The organism is Mesorhizobium sp. M7A.F.Ca.MR.148.00.0.0 (assembly GCF_003997735.1).
Taxonomy (GTDB): domain Bacteria; phylum Pseudomonadota; class Alphaproteobacteria; order Rhizobiales; family Rhizobiaceae; genus Mesorhizobium.
On record NZ_RZTB01000003.1, the window covers coordinates 12354 to 27906 of the forward strand.

A 15553-nucleotide genomic window follows, 5' to 3' on the forward strand; every position below is an offset into this window, starting at 1 on the left:
CTACAATGGGATCGAACGGTCGTCGGCAAAGGCCTGCAGCAGCGCCCGCATCGGCAAGCCCTGTGCCGGAGCCATCAGATTGTCGTCGAAAAACGCCTTCAACTCGTCCAGCGGCAGTTCCGTCAGCATCGCCTTGACCGGACCGATCGAGGCCGGCGACATCGAGATCGAACGGAAACCGAGGCCGATCAGCGCCATCGCCGAGATCGGCTTGCCGGCGAGTTCGCCGCACAGCGTCACCGGCGTATTGTTGCGGACGCCGGCATCGGCGATCTGCTTGAGCACACGCAGGAACGGCGCCGACAGCGTGTCGAAGCGGTTTGCCAATTGCGTGTTGCCACGGTCGACGGCCATGACGAACTGGAACAGGTCGTTCGAACCGACAGAGACGAAATCGACCGCCTTCATCAATTCATCGAGCTGGAACAATAGCGACGGAACTTCCAACATCGCGCCCAGCTTCAGGCTGGTCGGCAAATGATGGGCAAAGCGCGACAAATGCCGCACCTCGCGATCGATGATCTCGCGTGCCTGGGCGATCTCGCCCAGCTCGGTCACCATCGGCAGCATCAGCTTCAATTCGCGGCCGCCGCTGGCCTTGAGCAAAGCGCGGATCTGGGTGCGCAACAACCCCGGCCGGTCAAGCGTCAGGCGAATCGCCCGCCAGCCAAGCGCCGGGTTCTCTTCCTGGATCGCACCCTTGAAATAGGGCAGCACCTTGTCGCCGCCAATGTCGATGGTGCGGAAAGTGACCGGCTTGCCGCGCGCCGCTTCGAGCACGTCGCGGTACAGCTTTTCCTGGGCTTCGGCCCGAGGAAATGTCGAGGCGACCATGAATTGAAGTTCGGTGCGGAACAGGCCGATACCGGCCGCACCCGCTTCGGCAAGCTGCGGCAGGTCGACGGCGAGACCGGCATTCATCAACAGGTCGACCTGGACACCGTCCCTGGTCGTCGACGGCTTCTTGCGCAGTTCGCGGTAGACCTCTTGCCGGCGCGCCCTGAAACGCACCTTTTCGGCATAGGCGGCTTCGAGATCGGGCTGCGGCCGCAAATGGATCACGCCCTCTTCGCCGTCGACGATGATGGCGTCGCCGTTTTCCGCCATGGAGACGGCGCCCTTCATCTGTCCGGCGACGGGAATGCCCATGGCGCGCGCGACAATGACGACGTGGCTGGTCGCGGCACCATCCTCGAGCACCAGCCCGCGCATCTTGTCCCTGGGATAGTCGAGCAGCTCGGCGGCCCCCATCGAACGGGCAACGATGATGGCGTCCTTCGGCAAGGATGCGGCGACATCTTCCGGCCCGCGCCCCATCAGCTGGCGCAGCAGGCGGTTGGCGAGGTCGTCGAAATCGCTCATCCGCTCGCGCAGATAGGGATCGGTCATGTGCAGCATGCGGGCGCGCATGTCGCTCTGCACCTTTTCCACCGCCGCTTCGGCCGTCAGGCCGTTGCGGATGGCCTCTTCCAGCCGCCGCACCCAGCCGCGATCGTTGGCGAACATGCGATAGGCTTCCAGCACCTGGCGATGCTCGCCTTCGAAGGCGACGTCGCGGCGCTCCAGCATGTCGTCGATGGACAGCCTGAGCGAGCTGAGTGAGGTCTCGAGCCGGCGGACCTCTTCCTCGCTGTCTTCGTTGAACAGATTGGTGACCACGATGCGCGGCTCGTGCAGCACGACATGGCCAAGCCCGACGCCCTCATTGAAGGACAGGCCGGTGAAGCTGACAGGGCGGCGCAGATCGAGTTCGAGGCCGGGCCGGGTCAGCCGCGCCAGATCGCCGGTGGCGATCATCTCGGCGATCACCATCGCCGTGGTTTCCAGCGCCTCGACCTCGTCGTCGCGGTAGTGGCGCATGGTTTTGTTCTGCACCACCAGCACGCCCAGCGTGCGCCCTGCCCGCAGCACCGGCACGCCGAGGAACGAGTTGTAGATCTCTTCCCCGGTCTCCGGCAGATAGGCAAAGGCAGGGTGTTCCTGCGCATTGGACAGGTTGAGCGGCCGCGCGCTGGCGGCGATCGTGCCGACCAGGCCTTGGCCCAGCCGCAACTGCGCCAAATGGACGGCGTTCGGGTTCAGACCTTCGGTGGCGTAGAGTTCGAGCACCGAATCGGCGCGCAGCACATAGAGCGAGCAGACTTCCGCGACCATGTTGGAGGCGATGTCGCGCACAATCCGGTCAAGCCGCTCCTGCGGCTCCAGCGGCTCCTGCATGAGCTCGCGGAGCCGTTTGAGCAAAACGCGCGGGCCACTGGCCTGATCACGCATCGCGGCTTCTTCTCCAATGGGCATTCTGCCCGCCGCAGTTTCCACCGCGACCGGCGCACACGCAACAACTCAAATCGTTCTCGCTACTGCTTATCCAGACCGTAGACGGAATGCAAAGTACGAACCGCAAGTTCCGTATACGGACCGTCGATCAGGATCGAAATCTTGATCTCGGAGGTCGTGATGGCGCGGATGTTGATCGATTTGTCGGCCAGCGCCTTGAAAGCGGTGGCGGCGACGCCGGCATGGCTCCTCATGCCGATGCCGATGACCGAAACCTTCGACATGCCGGCTTCCGACTGCACGACATCGTAGCCGATCGAAGCCTTGAGGCGTTCAAGCACGGCCAGCGCCTTGTCGACATCGCCCGACGGCACGGTGAAGGTCATGTCGGTGAACTTGCCGTCCTCGGAAATGTTCTGGACGATCATGTCGACATTGATGTTGGCCTCGGCCAGCGGCCCGAAGATGCCGGCGGCAACGCCCGGCCGGTCGCCGACCCGGCGCAGCGAAATCTGCGCTTCATCCTTGGCGTAGGCAATTCCGGTGACGACCTGCTGTTCCACGATCTCTTCCTCGTCGCAAATGAGCGTTCCGGGCGGATTGAGCAAATCCCCCATTCCGGGCGCGTCGGGATCGTCGAAGGACGACCGCACGAAGGTACGCACCCTGTGCACCATGGCAAGCTCGACCGAACGCACCTGCAGAACCTTGGCGCCGAGCGAAGCCATTTCAAGCATTTCCTCGAACGATATCTTGGCCAGCCGCCGCGCCTTGGGCTCGATGCGCGGATCGGTGGTGTAGACCCCGTCGACGTCGGTATAGATGTCGCAGCGATCAGCCTTGACCGCCGCGGCTATGGCGACAGCACTGGTATCGGAGCCGCCGCGGCCGAGCGTGGCGATACGATTGTCCGGGCCAATGCCCTGGAACCCGGCGATCACCGCCACCTGGCCCTCGCCGAAGCGCTTGATCAGGAACGCGCCGTCGATGTCGAGGATGCGCGCCGCTCCATGCGCATTGTCGGTCTTGATCGGGATCTGCCAGCCCTGCCAGGAGCGGGCATGCACGCCCATGTTCTGCAAGGTGATGGCCAGAAGGCCGGCCGTGACCTGCTCGCCGGAAGCGACGACCGCGTCATATTCGCGTGCGTCATGCATCGGCGAGGCCTCACGCGTCCAGCCGACCAGTTCATTGGTTTTCCCGGCCATCGCCGAAACGACCACCGCCACCTCATGGCCGGCGTCGACCTCGCGTTTGACGTGACGCGCCACGTTGCGGATGCGGGCGATGTCGGCGACCGAGGTTCCGCCGAATTTCATCACGATGCGCGCCATGGGAGCGAAATGCCTTTGCCTAAAGCCGGATCCCGGCCAAAAGCCGGAATCCCGAAAAGCGGAAGGCCGGCTGACGCCGGCCGCTGAATGCGCGGCCTCCTTAGCCAAATGATGAAGGTTTCGCAAGGCTGGCGGCCGATTGCGGCGCCAGAACTCGGCATATTGCCTTCCGCCCCGCCGCCGCCTACGAAATGCAGCCTGCGGGGAATTCTTTTGGTTCGGCATAACAGATGATGATTGCTCGTCTTCGACGTGCCATGCGATGGCAATCGCTCCCGCTTGTCGCCGGCTTCGCCGTGCTGGCGCTGATTGTCGGCAGCCGCGCCATGCTGGTCGAGGAACAGCGGGCCAACCGCGCCGCCGCGCGCGAGGCAATCGAATATCAGCAATTGCTTTCGGGTCTGCTTTCTCTGGCACAGGAAGCCGAGAACGGCCAGCGTGGCTACCTGCTGACCGGCGAGAAATCCTATCTCGAACCCTATCGGAGCTCTGTCCGCGCCATTCCGGGCCAACTTGCCCGCATCGACAGCTTGACCGCCCCCGACGACCAGCTCGTCCAGCCGATCAACCATATCAAGGACGCGCTTTCGCAAAAGCAGGCTGAACTGGCCGAGACGATTGCCCTGTACGACCAGGGCAATGCGACGAATGCCCTGGATCTGGTTCGCAGCGGCCAGGGCAAGGCCGTCATGGACGAAATCCGGACCAGCATGGATACGGTCCGACGCATCAGTGCCGCAGCCGTCGCCGCGCGCGACGCGCATACCGACCAGGTCGAGGCCTGGCTACGCATCGGTTCGCTGACGGCGCTGCTGGCGATCTTCCTGCTTGCCGGCTACGCGATCAGGGAATCGCGCCGCCGCTTCCGTGAGGTGGCCGTCGCCCAGGATGAGTTGGTGCGCAAGAACGTCGCCCTCGGTAAGGAGATCGAGACTCGCGAAAAGGCCGAATCCCAAATCCGCCAGATGCACAAGATGGAGGCGGTCGGCCAGCTTACAGGCGGCATCGCCCACGACTTCAACAACATGCTGGCGGTGATCATCAGCGCCATGAACCTCGCCCAGCGCAAGCTGGCGCGCGGCGAGCACGACATCGCACAATTCATCGACGCGGCGATCGATGCCGCGACCCGCGCCGCCAATCTGACGGCCCGGCTGCTCGCCTTCTCGCGTCAGCAGCCGCTGGCGCCGCAGATCGTCGACGCCAACCGCCTGCTGACCGGGATGTCCGACCTGATCCGGCGGGCACTCGGCGAAACCATCCGCATCGAAACGGTGCTGGCGGGAGACTTGTGGAAAACCCATGCCGACCCGAGCCAGATCGAGAACGCCGTTCTCAACCTGGCCGTCAACGCCCGCGACGCCATGGGCGATGATGGCAAGCTGACCATCGAGACCGCCAACAGCCATCTCGACGACAGCTACGCCGCCGCCCATGCCGAAGTCGCGGCCGGCCAGTATGTGATGATCGCCGTCAGCGATACCGGTTCGGGCATGACCCCCGATGTCATCGCCAAGGCCTTCGAACCCTTCTTCACCACCAAGGCGGTCAACAAGGGCACCGGCCTGGGGTTGAGCCAGGTGTTCGGCTTCGTCAAACAGTCGGGTGGGCATGTCAACATCTATTCCGAACCCGGCGAAGGCACGACGATCAAGATCTACTTGCCGCGGTATTTCGGCGCCGAAGAGCCGGCCGTGACCACGGGGCGAGGCGACAACACCGCCGCACCGGTCACCGAAACGATCCTTGTCGTTGAGGATGATGCCCGCGTGCGGGTCTCCACGACTGAGGCCATACGCGAACTCGGATACACCGTCATTCATGCAGCGAGCGGCGAGGAAGCGTTGCAGAAACTGGCGGAGAACCCGAACGTCGCCCTGCTGTTCACCGACATCGTCATGCCCGTCATGAACGGCCGCAAGCTGGCGGAAGAGGCCGTTGCCCGCATGCCGCTGCTGAAGGTGATCTTCACCACCGGCTTCACCAGGAACGCGGTGGTCCACAACGGCGTGCTCGACCACGAAGTGCATTTCCTCGCCAAGCCCTTCACCATCGAGCAACTGGCGGCGAAACTGCGTGACGTGCTCGGCACGACGCAGGTCGCAGCGGATTGATCACAATCGCTTCAGCCTGACGCAGCCGCACTTCTCCACAGGCCGGGATAATCGACAACGAAGCCGTGCGGCGAGACGTTGAGCGTCTCGTCATAGCCGAACACCGGCGCGGCATAGGCGTAGCGAACGGTGTCGAGACGCCGATAGCTCTGATCGAGGCGCACCAGGCTCAGTTCAGGGAAAGTCAGGTAGGCGGCCGGAGCAGGCGCCGCCTCGCCGATGCCTAGGTCGAACCGGCGGATCGCCAACAGGTTCGATGCCGGTGTGAAGCCAAGATCGACATCGACAAGGCCGTCGACACCCTGCTGGACTTCGCCGTTCAGCATCCACTGGCCGTTGGAATCGCGTTCGATCGCATAGTGCAGCTGGCGCGTGCCGAGAAAGCCTTCGATAAGCGCCGCCCGTGTGTGCCAGCCGGCATCGCAATTCACCTCGTAGGCGAGGCAGCACGGCTTGCCGTCCTGGATGAAGATGGCTTGTCCCTTGAGGCTGTGCCCGCCATCGTTCTGCGAAAGCAGACAGGCATCATGCCCCTCCACGTCCAGCCGATGCCAGAGGATCGAAGCCGTCATTGCTGTCATCGTCACCTCCTTCGAATTCAAAACGATGATGTATTCCTTCGCCCGCCAGGCCAATTGTGTTTCACCGCGGCGCGCTTCAGCTGACATGCCCTGACAGAATCCGGGTCCCTGCCGGCAGAGGAAAATTGTTGCCTTGACATTCGCGGCCTCACGCCCGACTTCCTAGCGCACGACCCCGAAATCGAAGTCGATTTCGGAAAGGATCATGCGCAGAATCTAAAGTGCTACAGCGTCCTTTGCGCGTCCAAGAGGACGTGCGGCGCTGTAGTGTCGAGGAGACCAACCCATGCCAGAGCCCCGACGATCGACAATCGATGCCGGAGAAGTGGAACGCTTTTCCGCCCTTGCCGCCGAATGGTGGAACCCGAACGGCAAGTTCCGTCCCCTGCACAAATTCAATCCGGTCCGGTTGGCCTATATCCGCGACCAGATAGCGACGCGCTTCGGCCGTGACCCACGCGCTGCAAGGCCTTTCGAGGGCCTGCGCATCCTCGACATCGGCTGTGGCGGCGGACTTCTGTGCGAGCCGATGGCGCGGCTTGGCGCCGAAGTCGTGGGCGCGGATGCCTCCGAAACCAACATCGAAGTGGCCAAGCTGCACGCCGCCGAGGGCAATGTCAGCGTCGACTATCGCGCCACGACGGCCGAGGACCTTGCCGACGCCGGCGAGAAATTCGACGTCATCCTCAACATGGAAGTGGTCGAGCATGTCGCCGACATCGACCTGTTCGTCGCCAAATGCGGCGAGATGGTGCGGCCCGGCGGCATCATGTTCGTGGCCACCATCAACCGCACCCTGAAGGCGCTGGGCTTAGCCATCATCGGCGCCGAATATGTACTGCGCTGGCTACCGCGCGGCACCCACCAGTTCGGCAAGCTGGTGCGCCCGGAAGAACTCGAAAAGGCGCTGGGCGGCGCCGGCCTGACCATCATCGACCGCACCGGCGTCACCTACAACCCGCTGGCCGACCGCTGGGCGCGGTCGAAGGACATGGACGTCAACTACATGGTCCTGGCGGAAAAAGGCTCGGTCTGATCTTATTCTGAATTCTGGCCTTATTCAGATTTCAGCGGCCTGTAGCCGCCGCGCCAGTAGATCAGCGCCTGGCCGGCATCGTGGGTGCGCACGGCCTCGACCGAGCCGATGACGATGGAATGCGTGCCGCGATCGATCATCTCGTCGAGGCTGCAGTCGAACGCGGCCACCGCGTCCGAAAGCAGTAAAGCTCCGGTCTTGAGCGTCATCCATTCGGCGCCCTCATAGCGGTCCTTCCCTTGATGCCGCCAAAGCCGGACAACCGCTCGGCCACGCGCTGATGCTGGGGGCCAAGCGAATTGACGCCGAAATGCCGGTAGCGTTCGATCACCGGCCAGGTCGACGACGACCTGTTGACGCAGGCGATCACCTTGGGCGGCTCGGCCGACAGCGAGACGACCGAAATGACCACCAGGCCGGAGCGATCCTCGCCGGTGCCAGCGGTGATGACGCTGACATTGCCGACGATCAGCCGCATCGCGGCGCGAAAATCAGCTACATCGACAGCAGTCGCCTCTGATGTCTTCGGTTCGTTCATGGCTTGCTCCAGAGCACGATTCCAAAAAGGGAACGGTCCTCGGAAAAGATCACGCTCAAACAGGAAGATAAAGCAGATCTGGATACAAATTCAGGTGAAATCGGCTCCAGGCGCGAAGGTGATTCGGATCCCCTGCGACCGCTCACGCCTTCTGGCTTTGTGCCCTGGTGGTGATGAACACGCCGGCGGTGATGATGAGCGCGCCTGCCCAGGTCAGCAGCTGATAGTGCTCGCCGAGGAAGATGGTTCCGGCAAACAGGCCGACGGCCGCCGCGACATAACCGATCTGGCTGAGATAGACCGGGCCGCCAACCGCTTGCAGCCTGAAGAAGAAGGCGAACATAGCCGACGCCGACGCGACCTGCGCGATGACCACCAGCGGCACGCCGCCGAGTGGCGCGAAAGCCTCGCCGCCGAACAGGAGGAGAATGCCGGCAAGCAGCATCGCCGCCGACGCCAGATGGCTGCCGACGGCAAGCTCGATCGGGCCGGTGCCGTCCGGCCAGTCGACCGTACGATAGATGTTGCCGACGGCAAGGCTGACCGGGATGAGCAAACCCATCACCACCCAGAACAAATCGGCCGGCTGGCCGGCCTCGCCGCGCGTCACCGCGACCATGACGGCGCCGACGAAGCCGACGGCGATGCCGACAATGCCCAGCATGTTGGGGCGCCGGACACGCAACAGGATCGAGAACACCAGTGTGATGACAGGCGACAGGGTGAACATGATGCCGGTGTAGCCGGCGCCCAGATGCGGGATGGCCGAGAACATCAGGAGGTTGGGGACGGCATAGGACACCGCGGCGGTGACGAAGAAATAGCGGAATTTGTGCGCGGTGAGCCGGACCCGCTGGCCGCGAGCCAGGAGCACGCACAGCAAGACGCCGCCGGCGCCGAGCGAGATGACGAAGGCCCAGACCATGGCCGGCACGCCGGCAGCCGTGGCGAGCTTGCCGAATGGCAGCGTCAGGCCGAGCAGGCCGCCGGTGACGACCAGCAGGCCGAGCGCCGAATCCCAAAGACGTTTCATTGACCGAATCCTGTAGCGCGGCCCTTGGCCGGCATTGCATGTTAAGATAAGATAATGGAAAGATTCTTAACGTCAAGATATATGATGGTGAGACAATTGGACAGGGCAGCAAGAGCGATCGAGCAATGGAAGCGGGAGCGGCCCGATCTGGATGTCTCGCCAATGGGTGTGCTCGGGCGGCTGAACGAGGCCTCCTCGCTGATCGCCCGCGAGCGCCTGGCGCCGTTGTTTGCCCGTTATGGATTGCAGTCCGGGGAATTTGACGTGCTGGCAACGCTGCGCCGTTCAGGCTCTCCCTACGCGCTGACGCCGACCGCTCTCTACGAGGCGACGATGGTGACGTCCGGCGCCATGACCAACAGGCTAGACCGGCTCGAAACGTCCGGATTGATCCTGCGCGGGCCGCATCCCAACGATAGGCGCGGCATTGTCGTGCGGCTGACCGACAAGGGCCTGGCCTTGATCGATGAAGCCGTTACCGCCCACGTGGCCAACGAACACGAGGTTCTCTCGGGCTTGACGCCGGCGGAACAGGAGACGCTCTCTCGGCTGCTTGAGAAATTGATCGGGAGTGTGGGCTAGAGCAACTCCAGGAAAAGTTTTCCGCCTGGAATTGCGTCAAACAAAGAGTTAGAGCCCCCTCTCCGTGAAACGGTGAAATGCTCTAGCCGGTCAGTTCATAGGCTGCCGCGAGAACCGGCGCCGGTGTTTCCAGCGCTGGTATGATACGGTGAGGTGGACAAGCCGGGTCGGCATGTTGAGGTAGAGCAGAGCATCTCGCAAACCACTGAGATTTCGCTCACTCATCGCCTTGTCGGAAAAGTCCGGCATGGCCTCAAGTGTCGCTTCAGCTTGCTGGCCCCGGCCCTTTCCTGTCGGCAATCTGGCCGCAAAGGCTATTTCTCGACGCAGACAGACCTGCTCGACGCGATCCCGCAACGCCTCTTCGTAGCCGATACCGCATCGCATAAGCCGCGCGTGGGTGGCCTCATGGACGATAATCGAAGCGACCAATTCCGGCGTCGTCTCTTCGCTGATGATATGGCGCTCGTCCAATTCGCACGCCTTGGAGGAGTTCGCCCATTGCGCGACCGAAGCAGGAAGGGTTGTGACGAATACCTGTCTTACGTCACCAAGCAGCCGTCTGTAGCGCACTGGATCAAAATCACGAATAAGCTGAAGCGCCTCGACGATCTTGTCAGTGCCCTTGTCGCTTATGATGAGCAATCCGTCGACCGTTCGGGTACCGCTAAGCTTCACGGCGGCCCAGCGGGCTAATCGGCCAACGACGGCTCTTATGCTGCGTTCCGGCTCAATCGCTTCTGGGTCGCGCAAAGCTCCCTCGGAATTCAGTTGCGATCGTCCGGGAACACCGGGATCGGCATGAACTCGACGCCGTCCTCGGCCAAGCTCTTGGCTTCGTCCAGCGTCGCCTCGCCATAGATGCCGCGCGGGTCGCTCTCGCCGAAATGGATCTTTCGCGCTTCCTCGGCGAACTTGTCGCCGACATAGTCGGCATTCTCGCGCACCTTCTCGGCCATCGCCTTGAGCTGTGCCAAAGCCTGCTTCTGCGCCTCGCCCATGGCGAGCGCTATGGTTTCCTGCTTGCGCGCCGTGGAGACAGCCGGCGCCATCAGCGCCTTCTGCACCTTGTGCGATCCGCAGGTGGGGCAATCGACAAAGCCGCGCTTCTTCTGGGTGTCGAAATCGTCGTTGCTGCGGAACCAGCCTTCGAATTCGTGCTCGTGCTCGCAGATCAGGGCAAAGCGGATCAAGAGGCTGCACCCCTGAGCCGCGGCGCCTCGCCCGAACCGGCATTGACGGCGAAATCCCGTGCATTTCTGAGATTGGGGATCTTCTTGCGCGCGGCAAGCGACTGCGCCGGGTCGATCTCGGCGACGATCACCGCCGGTTCGTCATGCGCGGCTTCCGCGATGATACGGCCCCACGGATCGACGATCAGCGAATGACCGTAGGTCTCGCGGCCATCCTCATGCAGGCCGCCTTGCGCGGCGGCAACGACATAGGCGCCATTCTCGATGGCGCGGGCCCTGAGCAGCACGTGCCAGTGCGCCTCGCCGGTCTGGCGGGTGAAGGCGGCCGGTACCGAAAGCAGGTCGGCGCCGGCAAGCGCCTCGGCGCGGAACAATTGCGGAAAGCGCAAATCGTAGCAAACGGCGAAGCCGAGCTTTGCACCCTCGATCTCGGTGACGACGGCCTCGGTGCCCGGTTCGTAAGCGGCGGATTCACGCCAGGATTCGCCATTGTCGAGGTCAACGTCGAACATATGGATCTTGTCGTAGGTGGCGAGCGCAGCACCATCCGGCCCGAACAGCAGCGCCCGGTTGGCGAGCTTGCCGTCGGCGCGTAAAATGGCGGTCGAGCCGATATGCAGGAAGACGCCGAGTTCCCTGGCCAGCCTGCGCGCGGTCGCGACGACGATGTCCTTGTCCTCGGAGGTGAAGGAGGCTGCGCGGGCTTGCCTGTCGCGGATCAGCGCGCCGGTCATTTCCGGCGTCTGGATATAGGTGGCACCCAGGCTGGCTGCTTCGCGCACCAGCCGTTCGAGATCCACGGCGTTGCGCTCGGGACTCTCACCTGAGCGCATCTGGATCGCAGCGGCTTTGAAAACACCCATCGTCATTCCCTCAATTCGTCGCGCCGTTGGCGAGCAGTTTGTCCAGCCGGCCTTCGGCTTCTAGCTCGTGGAGGTCGTCACAGCCGCCGATATGCGTATCGCCGATGAAAATCTGCGGAAAGGTCGTGCGGCCATGCGCCCGGGAGATCATCTCCTGGCGCAGTTCCGGCGAGAAGGAGGCATCGTGCTCGGTAAAGGCGACGCCCTTGCGCTCGAGCAGCCGCTTGGCTGCCGTGCAATAGCCGCACATCATGCGGGTATAGATCGTGACATCGGCCATGACGAATTTCCGCTGTTCGTTGCCGACTTATATAGTCGCGGACTCGTCCGCCCGGAAGTCCCCCGGCAACACACGCGCAAAGGTCAGCACGTCGACGGCGGCCGCACCTCCCCTTTTCAGCGCCTTGGTGGCGGAACGCACCGTGGCGCCGGTGGTGTAGACATCGTCGATCAAAAGCACCCTGCGGCCGGCGATCTCGATTTCCGCCTCGGCGGGTACCCGAAAGGCAGCCCGCACATTTTCCTCGCGTTCCCCGCGCTCCAGCCCGACCTGCTGGCGGGTGAGTTTCACGCGCCGCACCGCCGAGGGGGCGAAGGGCAGTTCGCTGAGCACCGAGACCGCCCTCGCCAGTTCCGCCGATTGGTTGAAGCGCCGCCTGAAAAAGCGCCGCCAGTGCAGCGGCACCGGCACCACCACATCCGCCTCGGCGATGAGATCGGCACCCGCACGCACCATCCAGCGCGCCATCCATGGTGCCAGATCCGTGCGATCCTGGTATTTCAACCCTTGCACCATCTGGCGGGCAACGCCGGAATAGGCGACCGCCGCCCGCGCCCGCTCGAAAGGCGGCGGATCGGCAATCGCCTCGGCCGACAGAAAGCCTTCGCCCATATGATGGGTGAACGGCGTGCCCATGACCGGGCACCATGGCCGCTCCAGCAGCCTGAGCTTCGGCCAGCAGGCGCCGCACAGCACGCCTGGCTGCGAGACATGCCGGCGGCAACCGGCGCAGACCGGCGGAAACAGCATACGCGCCGGCCAGCCGACAACCGACCGGGCCAGGTTCGTGATCGCGATGGACTTGATCTTGGGCATCGGATCGGCCACGTGGTTGCTCCTGCGCGCCACTATATCAACGATCCCGGAGCGTGGACAAACAAAGGATCTGCCCGTTGCAGCCGATAATGGATACCTCTCTATGGCTGGCGCACAAGCGGCGCGCGCTTGCCCATCCGGTCGACGGTGCGGACTTCCTCATGCGCCGCACGGCCGAGGACCTTGCCGACCGGCTGGGTGCCGTCGAGCGCAGGTTCGGCAAGGCGGCTGTGCTGTTTTGCCAAACGCCGGCAGCAGCCGAAACGCTCGCCGAAAGCGGCAAGGTCGCCGACATCGTCCGCGTCGAGGCGGACACGGCCTTCCTGAGCAGTGGCGGCGCCGGCTTGATCGCACCGCTCGAAACCGTGCCGTTCGAAGCGGAAAGCCTCGATCTGGCGGTGTCGCTTCTGTCGCTGCAGGCCATGAACGACATTCCCGGCATGCTGATCCAGATCCGCCGTGCGTTGCGGCCGGATGGGCTTTTCCTCGGCGCCTTTGCCGGCGCCGGTACGCTTTACGAGTTGCGCGAAAGCCTGCTTTCGGCCGAGACCGAGCTTTACGGCGGCGCCAGCCCGCGTGTCGCCCCGTTCACCGACGTGCGCGATGCCGGTGCGCTGCTGCAGCGCGCCGGTCTCGCTCTGCCGGTCGCCGACGTCGAGACGGTGACGGTGCGCTATGCCAGCCTGTTCAACCTGATGGCGGATCTGCGGGCCATGGGCGAAACCTCTGCGCTCACCGATCGCAGCCGGCGGCCGGGCTCGCGCAAGCTGTTTGCCCGCGCGGCGGAAATCTACGCCGATCGGTTTTCCGACCCCGACGGCCGCGTGAGGGCAAGTTTCTCGATTGTCTGGATGTCCGGCTGGGCGCCCGACGCATCGCAGCAAAAACCGCTTAAGCCAGGGTCGGCCAAGGTCTCGCTGAAAACAATCCTGGAGGCGCCCGGCGGGCAATGATCCTGCCCGCAGGCGCGGAAAGCCGGATCAGGGCGTGGGTGCGAAAGCGTTCGCAAGCTTGCTGCTGTTGTCGCTGAACAGCCAGATGAGCGAGTCGAAGACCCGGCCGATGCCGCCGACGATGGCCAGTGACAGAACGGCGACGATCAAGCCATATTCGACGGCCGTGGCGCCGGTCTCGTCGTTCAGAAAACGCAGCAGCACTGCTTTCATGGCCTTAACCCCTCTGTCCGGGACCTTACAGCCGACCTGTTAAGAAAGGTTAACGGCAAAGGCTTAACAGGCGATGAAGCTGCCGCCTTTCCGAAATCTCTTAACCATGTCAGCAGTCGCCGCTGCTCCTGCCATTGGACCTGATGATGCAGACCGAGCTCGGTTGCGGCTGCAGCACGCTGCGGCGCAGCGTGTAGGTTTCGCGATGGCCGATCGAGCCTGTCGCCGCCATGTCAAGCCCGCCGAAACCATCACGGGCCGACAGCGAGTGTGTCTGGCTGTCGAGGAAAGGGGTTGCGATCAGCGCCAGCGCCACCGCGGCCGAACCGAACAGCAGCGTGATGCGCAATATGCCCATGCCCGCATCGGCGGCGCGAAAACCGCGCTCGGGCCGGATCGAGTCCCAATCCCTGTCTAGGCTCATGCTATCGCTCCCCGGCAAATCGACGGCTCGGCCGCGAACGGCCATGCTTCAATTTTTCACGACGAGATAAATCTTCCATTAACGCTGGCTGATACACGCCTCGGCAGGAAGCGACCGGACGCGAACCTCAGAGAAGATCGATGAGGAACGGGATCAGCGGCGCATCGGCCGGCGGCATCGGATAGTCGCGCATCTGCTTCGGCCGCACCCATTTCAGCGTCTGCCCTTCCCTGGGCTGGGCTATGCCGCGAAAGCGGCGGCAGATGAACAGCGGCATCAGCAGGTGGAAATCGTCGTAGGAATGACTGGCGAAAGTAAGCGGCGCCAGGCATGGAATGTCGGTTTCGATGCCGATTTCTTCATGCAGTTCGCGAATGATGCACTGTTCGGGCGTCTCGCCGGGCTCGACCTTGCCGCCGGGAAATTCCCACAATCCGGCAAGTTGCTTGCCCTGAGGCCGCTGCGCCAGAAGCACCCGGCCGTCGGCATCGACCAGCGCGCAGGCGGCGACCAGGAGCAGGCGTTTGCCGGCGGTCACGACATCATTCATGACCCGGCGGCCGGCGGTAGTGGTAGCGATAGACTTCCTCGAAGCCGAGCGAATGGTAGAGCGCCAGCGCCGGCACGTTGTTGGCCTCGACCTGCAGCCATGCTTCCCGCGCGCCCCGCAGCCGCGCCCATTTGAGCGCCGACAGGATCAGGTTGCGGCCATGGCCCCTGTTGCGCGCCGATCTGTCGGTGGCGACCTCGAACAAGCCGGCGAGATCGCCGTCATGCACGCAGATAAGCGTTGCCAGTGCCTCGGCTCCATCTTCGAGCGCGAACAGCCCGGCTTCGGGCTGGATGGCACCGATGATCTCCGACAGGCCGGGCCGCAGCGAAACATCCGAACCGCTGACCTTGAGCAACGCACCGATGAAGCGGCTGATGTCCTTGAGCGGAATCTGGTCCATGGCGGCGTCGAGCTGCGCGCCGGCCAGCGGCAGCCGCATGACCAGCGACTCGTCGAACCGGCTCCAGCCCTCGCGGTCGAGATGGCTGGCGAGATCGGGGCCCGACAGCGGCGACATGCGGAACGTCAGCGGCCTTCCATAGGCATCGAAACGGCGGCTGGCCCGGCCGATACGGTCGGCCATGTGCATGATATCGCCGGGATCGAGCGGATTGACGGAGTTCAGCCGCTTGGCCGGATGGCCGGCGGTCAGCCGCACCACCCAGGTGCCGTCATAGTGGACGGCGGCTGCCGGCCAGGCGCGAAAGCCGGCAGCCTCGTAGCGGCGTACGATCGCGAGCATGCTTGCCGGATGCCTGGAGCTCAA

General features: G+C 63.7%; 17 protein-coding genes and 1 pseudogene. 4 read left to right on the plus strand and 14 right to left on the minus strand.

What is annotated here, in order from left to right:
• Positions 1-2271, minus strand: coding sequence for a phosphoenolpyruvate--protein phosphotransferase (ptsP, locus tag EOB49_RS01825; RefSeq protein WP_027038177.1), 2271 nt, complete (start codon positions 2269-2271; stop codon positions 1-3).
• Between the two features lie 83 nt (positions 2272-2354).
• On the minus strand, positions 2355-3608 hold the full coding sequence (locus EOB49_RS01830; RefSeq protein ID WP_013529459.1) for an aspartate kinase: 1254 nt from the start codon (positions 3606-3608) through the stop codon (positions 2355-2357).
• A 257-nt stretch (positions 3609-3865) separates the two neighbouring features.
• Between EOB49_RS01830 and EOB49_RS01835 the strand changes: the two genes are divergently transcribed.
• The gene (locus EOB49_RS01835) at positions 3866-5722 is read left to right on the plus strand and encodes a CHASE3 domain-containing protein (RefSeq protein ID WP_127379976.1); all 1857 of its coding nucleotides are present in this window, start codon (positions 3866-3868) and stop codon (positions 5720-5722) included.
• Positions 5723-5733: 11 nt separating this feature from the next.
• Here the strand turns inward: EOB49_RS01835 and EOB49_RS01840 are convergent, their stop codons facing one another.
• A complete protein-coding gene (locus EOB49_RS01840; RefSeq protein WP_127379977.1) occupies positions 5734-6303 on the minus strand; it encodes a putative glycolipid-binding domain-containing protein in 570 nt (189 codons plus the stop codon).
• A 286-nt stretch (positions 6304-6589) separates the two neighbouring features.
• On the opposite strand from EOB49_RS01840, the gene ubiG reads away from it, so the two are divergent.
• Positions 6590-7339, plus strand: a complete 750-nt coding sequence (gene ubiG / locus EOB49_RS01845; protein WP_023811162.1) for a bifunctional 2-polyprenyl-6-hydroxyphenol methylase/3-demethylubiquinol 3-O-methyltransferase UbiG — start codon at positions 6590-6592, stop codon at positions 7337-7339.
• Positions 7340-7359: 20 nt separating this feature from the next.
• Here the strand turns inward: ubiG and EOB49_RS01850 are convergent.
• Both EOB49_RS01850 and EOB49_RS01855 read right to left on the minus strand, forming a co-directional pair.
• Positions 7360-7877, minus strand: a pseudogene (locus EOB49_RS01850) (flavin reductase family protein).
• A 142-nt stretch (positions 7878-8019) separates the two neighbouring features.
• The gene (locus tag EOB49_RS01855) at positions 8020-8910 is read right to left on the minus strand and encodes a DMT family transporter (protein WP_127379978.1); all 891 of its coding nucleotides are present in this window, start codon (positions 8908-8910) and stop codon (positions 8020-8022) included.
• Between the two features lie 96 nt (positions 8911-9006).
• Here EOB49_RS01855 and EOB49_RS01860 point away from each other — a divergent pair, with 96 nt between their 5' ends.
• Positions 9007-9492: a MarR family transcriptional regulator gene (locus tag EOB49_RS01860; RefSeq protein ID WP_127322214.1), complete on the plus strand. Its 486-nt coding sequence runs from the start codon at positions 9007-9009 to the stop codon at positions 9490-9492.
• A 90-nt stretch (positions 9493-9582) separates the two neighbouring features.
• Here the strand turns inward: EOB49_RS01860 and EOB49_RS01865 are convergent, their stop codons facing one another.
• Genes EOB49_RS01865 through EOB49_RS01885 form a run of 5 tightly spaced genes read right to left on the minus strand, consistent with a single transcriptional unit; the run spans position 9583 to position 12656 of the window.
• Positions 9583-10245, minus strand: a complete 663-nt coding sequence (locus EOB49_RS01865; RefSeq protein ID WP_127322210.1) for a hypothetical protein — start codon at positions 10243-10245, stop codon at positions 9583-9585.
• A gap of 14 nt (positions 10246-10259) precedes the next feature.
• Positions 10260-10685 carry a DUF1178 family protein gene (locus EOB49_RS01870; protein ID WP_023811158.1) on the minus strand — a complete coding sequence of 142 codons (426 nt, stop codon included), beginning with the start codon at positions 10683-10685 and terminating at the stop codon, positions 10260-10262.
• Complete coding sequence (locus EOB49_RS01875) at positions 10682-11548, minus strand: carbon-nitrogen hydrolase family protein (RefSeq protein ID WP_127331757.1); 867 nt, start codon at positions 11546-11548, stop codon at positions 10682-10684. Before EOB49_RS01875 ends, EOB49_RS01870 begins: the two co-directional genes overlap by 4 nt.
• 10 nt (positions 11549-11558) lie before the next feature.
• On the minus strand, positions 11559-11828 hold the full coding sequence (gene grxC / locus EOB49_RS01880) for a glutaredoxin 3 (protein ID WP_127379979.1): 270 nt from the start codon (positions 11826-11828) through the stop codon (positions 11559-11561).
• 27 nt (positions 11829-11855) lie between these two features.
• Positions 11856-12656, minus strand: coding sequence for a ComF family protein (locus tag EOB49_RS01885; RefSeq protein WP_127379980.1), 801 nt, complete (start codon positions 12654-12656; stop codon positions 11856-11858).
• A gap of 65 nt (positions 12657-12721) precedes the next feature.
• Between EOB49_RS01885 and EOB49_RS01890 the strand changes: the two genes are divergently transcribed.
• Complete coding sequence (locus EOB49_RS01890; RefSeq protein ID WP_127379981.1) at positions 12722-13597, plus strand: methyltransferase domain-containing protein; 876 nt, start codon at positions 12722-12724, stop codon at positions 13595-13597.
• A gap of 27 nt (positions 13598-13624) precedes the next feature.
• On the opposite strand, the gene EOB49_RS01895 is transcribed toward EOB49_RS01890, so the two are convergent.
• From EOB49_RS01895 to EOB49_RS01910, 4 genes are all read right to left on the minus strand, one after another.
• Entirely contained in the window at positions 13625-13810 is a 186-nt protein-coding gene (locus EOB49_RS01895) for a Flp family type IVb pilin (protein ID WP_127379982.1), read from the minus strand.
• A gap of 109 nt (positions 13811-13919) precedes the next feature.
• Positions 13920-14234, minus strand: a complete 315-nt coding sequence (locus EOB49_RS01900) for a hypothetical protein (protein WP_127379983.1) — start codon at positions 14232-14234, stop codon at positions 13920-13922.
• 127 nt (positions 14235-14361) lie between these two features.
• Positions 14362-14784, minus strand: coding sequence for an 8-oxo-dGTP diphosphatase MutT (gene mutT / locus EOB49_RS01905; protein WP_127322229.1), 423 nt, complete (start codon positions 14782-14784; stop codon positions 14362-14364).
• A complete protein-coding gene (locus tag EOB49_RS01910) occupies positions 14777-15529 on the minus strand; it encodes a GNAT family N-acetyltransferase (RefSeq protein WP_127322230.1) in 753 nt (250 codons plus the stop codon). The genes mutT and EOB49_RS01910 overlap by 8 nt, the downstream gene beginning before the upstream one ends.
• Positions 15530-15553 lie beyond the last annotated feature (24 nt).

Excerpts from the sequence above, each read along its gene's own strand:
- EOB49_RS01875 (WP_127331757.1), bottom strand. The coding sequence starts at position 11,548 with ATGGGTGTTTTCAAAGCCGCTGCGATCCAGATGCGCTCAGGTGAGAGT.
- EOB49_RS01830 (WP_013529459.1), bottom strand. The coding sequence starts at position 3,608 with ATGGCGCGCATCGTGATGAAATTCGGCGGAACCTCGGTCGCCGACATC.
- EOB49_RS01900 (WP_127379983.1), bottom strand. The coding sequence starts at position 14,234 with ATGAGCCTAGACAGGGATTGGGACTCGATCCGGCCCGAGCGCGGTTTT.
- EOB49_RS01910 (WP_127322230.1), bottom strand. The coding sequence starts at position 15,529 with ATGCTCGCGATCGTACGCCGCTACGAGGCTGCCGGCTTTCGCGCCTGG.
- ubiG (WP_023811162.1), top strand. The coding sequence starts at position 6,590 with ATGCCAGAGCCCCGACGATCGACAATCGATGCCGGAGAAGTGGAACGC.
- EOB49_RS01835 (WP_127379976.1), top strand. The coding sequence starts at position 3,866 with ATGCGATGGCAATCGCTCCCGCTTGTCGCCGGCTTCGCCGTGCTGGCG.
- mutT (WP_127322229.1), bottom strand. The coding sequence starts at position 14,784 with ATGAATGATGTCGTGACCGCCGGCAAACGCCTGCTCCTGGTCGCCGCC.
- grxC (WP_127379979.1), bottom strand. The coding sequence starts at position 11,828 with ATGGCCGATGTCACGATCTATACCCGCATGATGTGCGGCTATTGCACG.
- EOB49_RS01895 (WP_127379982.1), bottom strand. The coding sequence starts at position 13,810 with ATGAAAGCAGTGCTGCTGCGTTTTCTGAACGACGAGACCGGCGCCACG.
- ptsP (WP_027038177.1), bottom strand. The coding sequence starts at position 2,271 with ATGCGTGATCAGGCCAGTGGCCCGCGCGTTTTGCTCAAACGGCTCCGC.
- EOB49_RS01840 (WP_127379977.1), bottom strand. The coding sequence starts at position 6,303 with ATGACAGCAATGACGGCTTCGATCCTCTGGCATCGGCTGGACGTGGAG.
- EOB49_RS01855 (WP_127379978.1), bottom strand. The coding sequence starts at position 8,910 with ATGAAACGTCTTTGGGATTCGGCGCTCGGCCTGCTGGTCGTCACCGGC.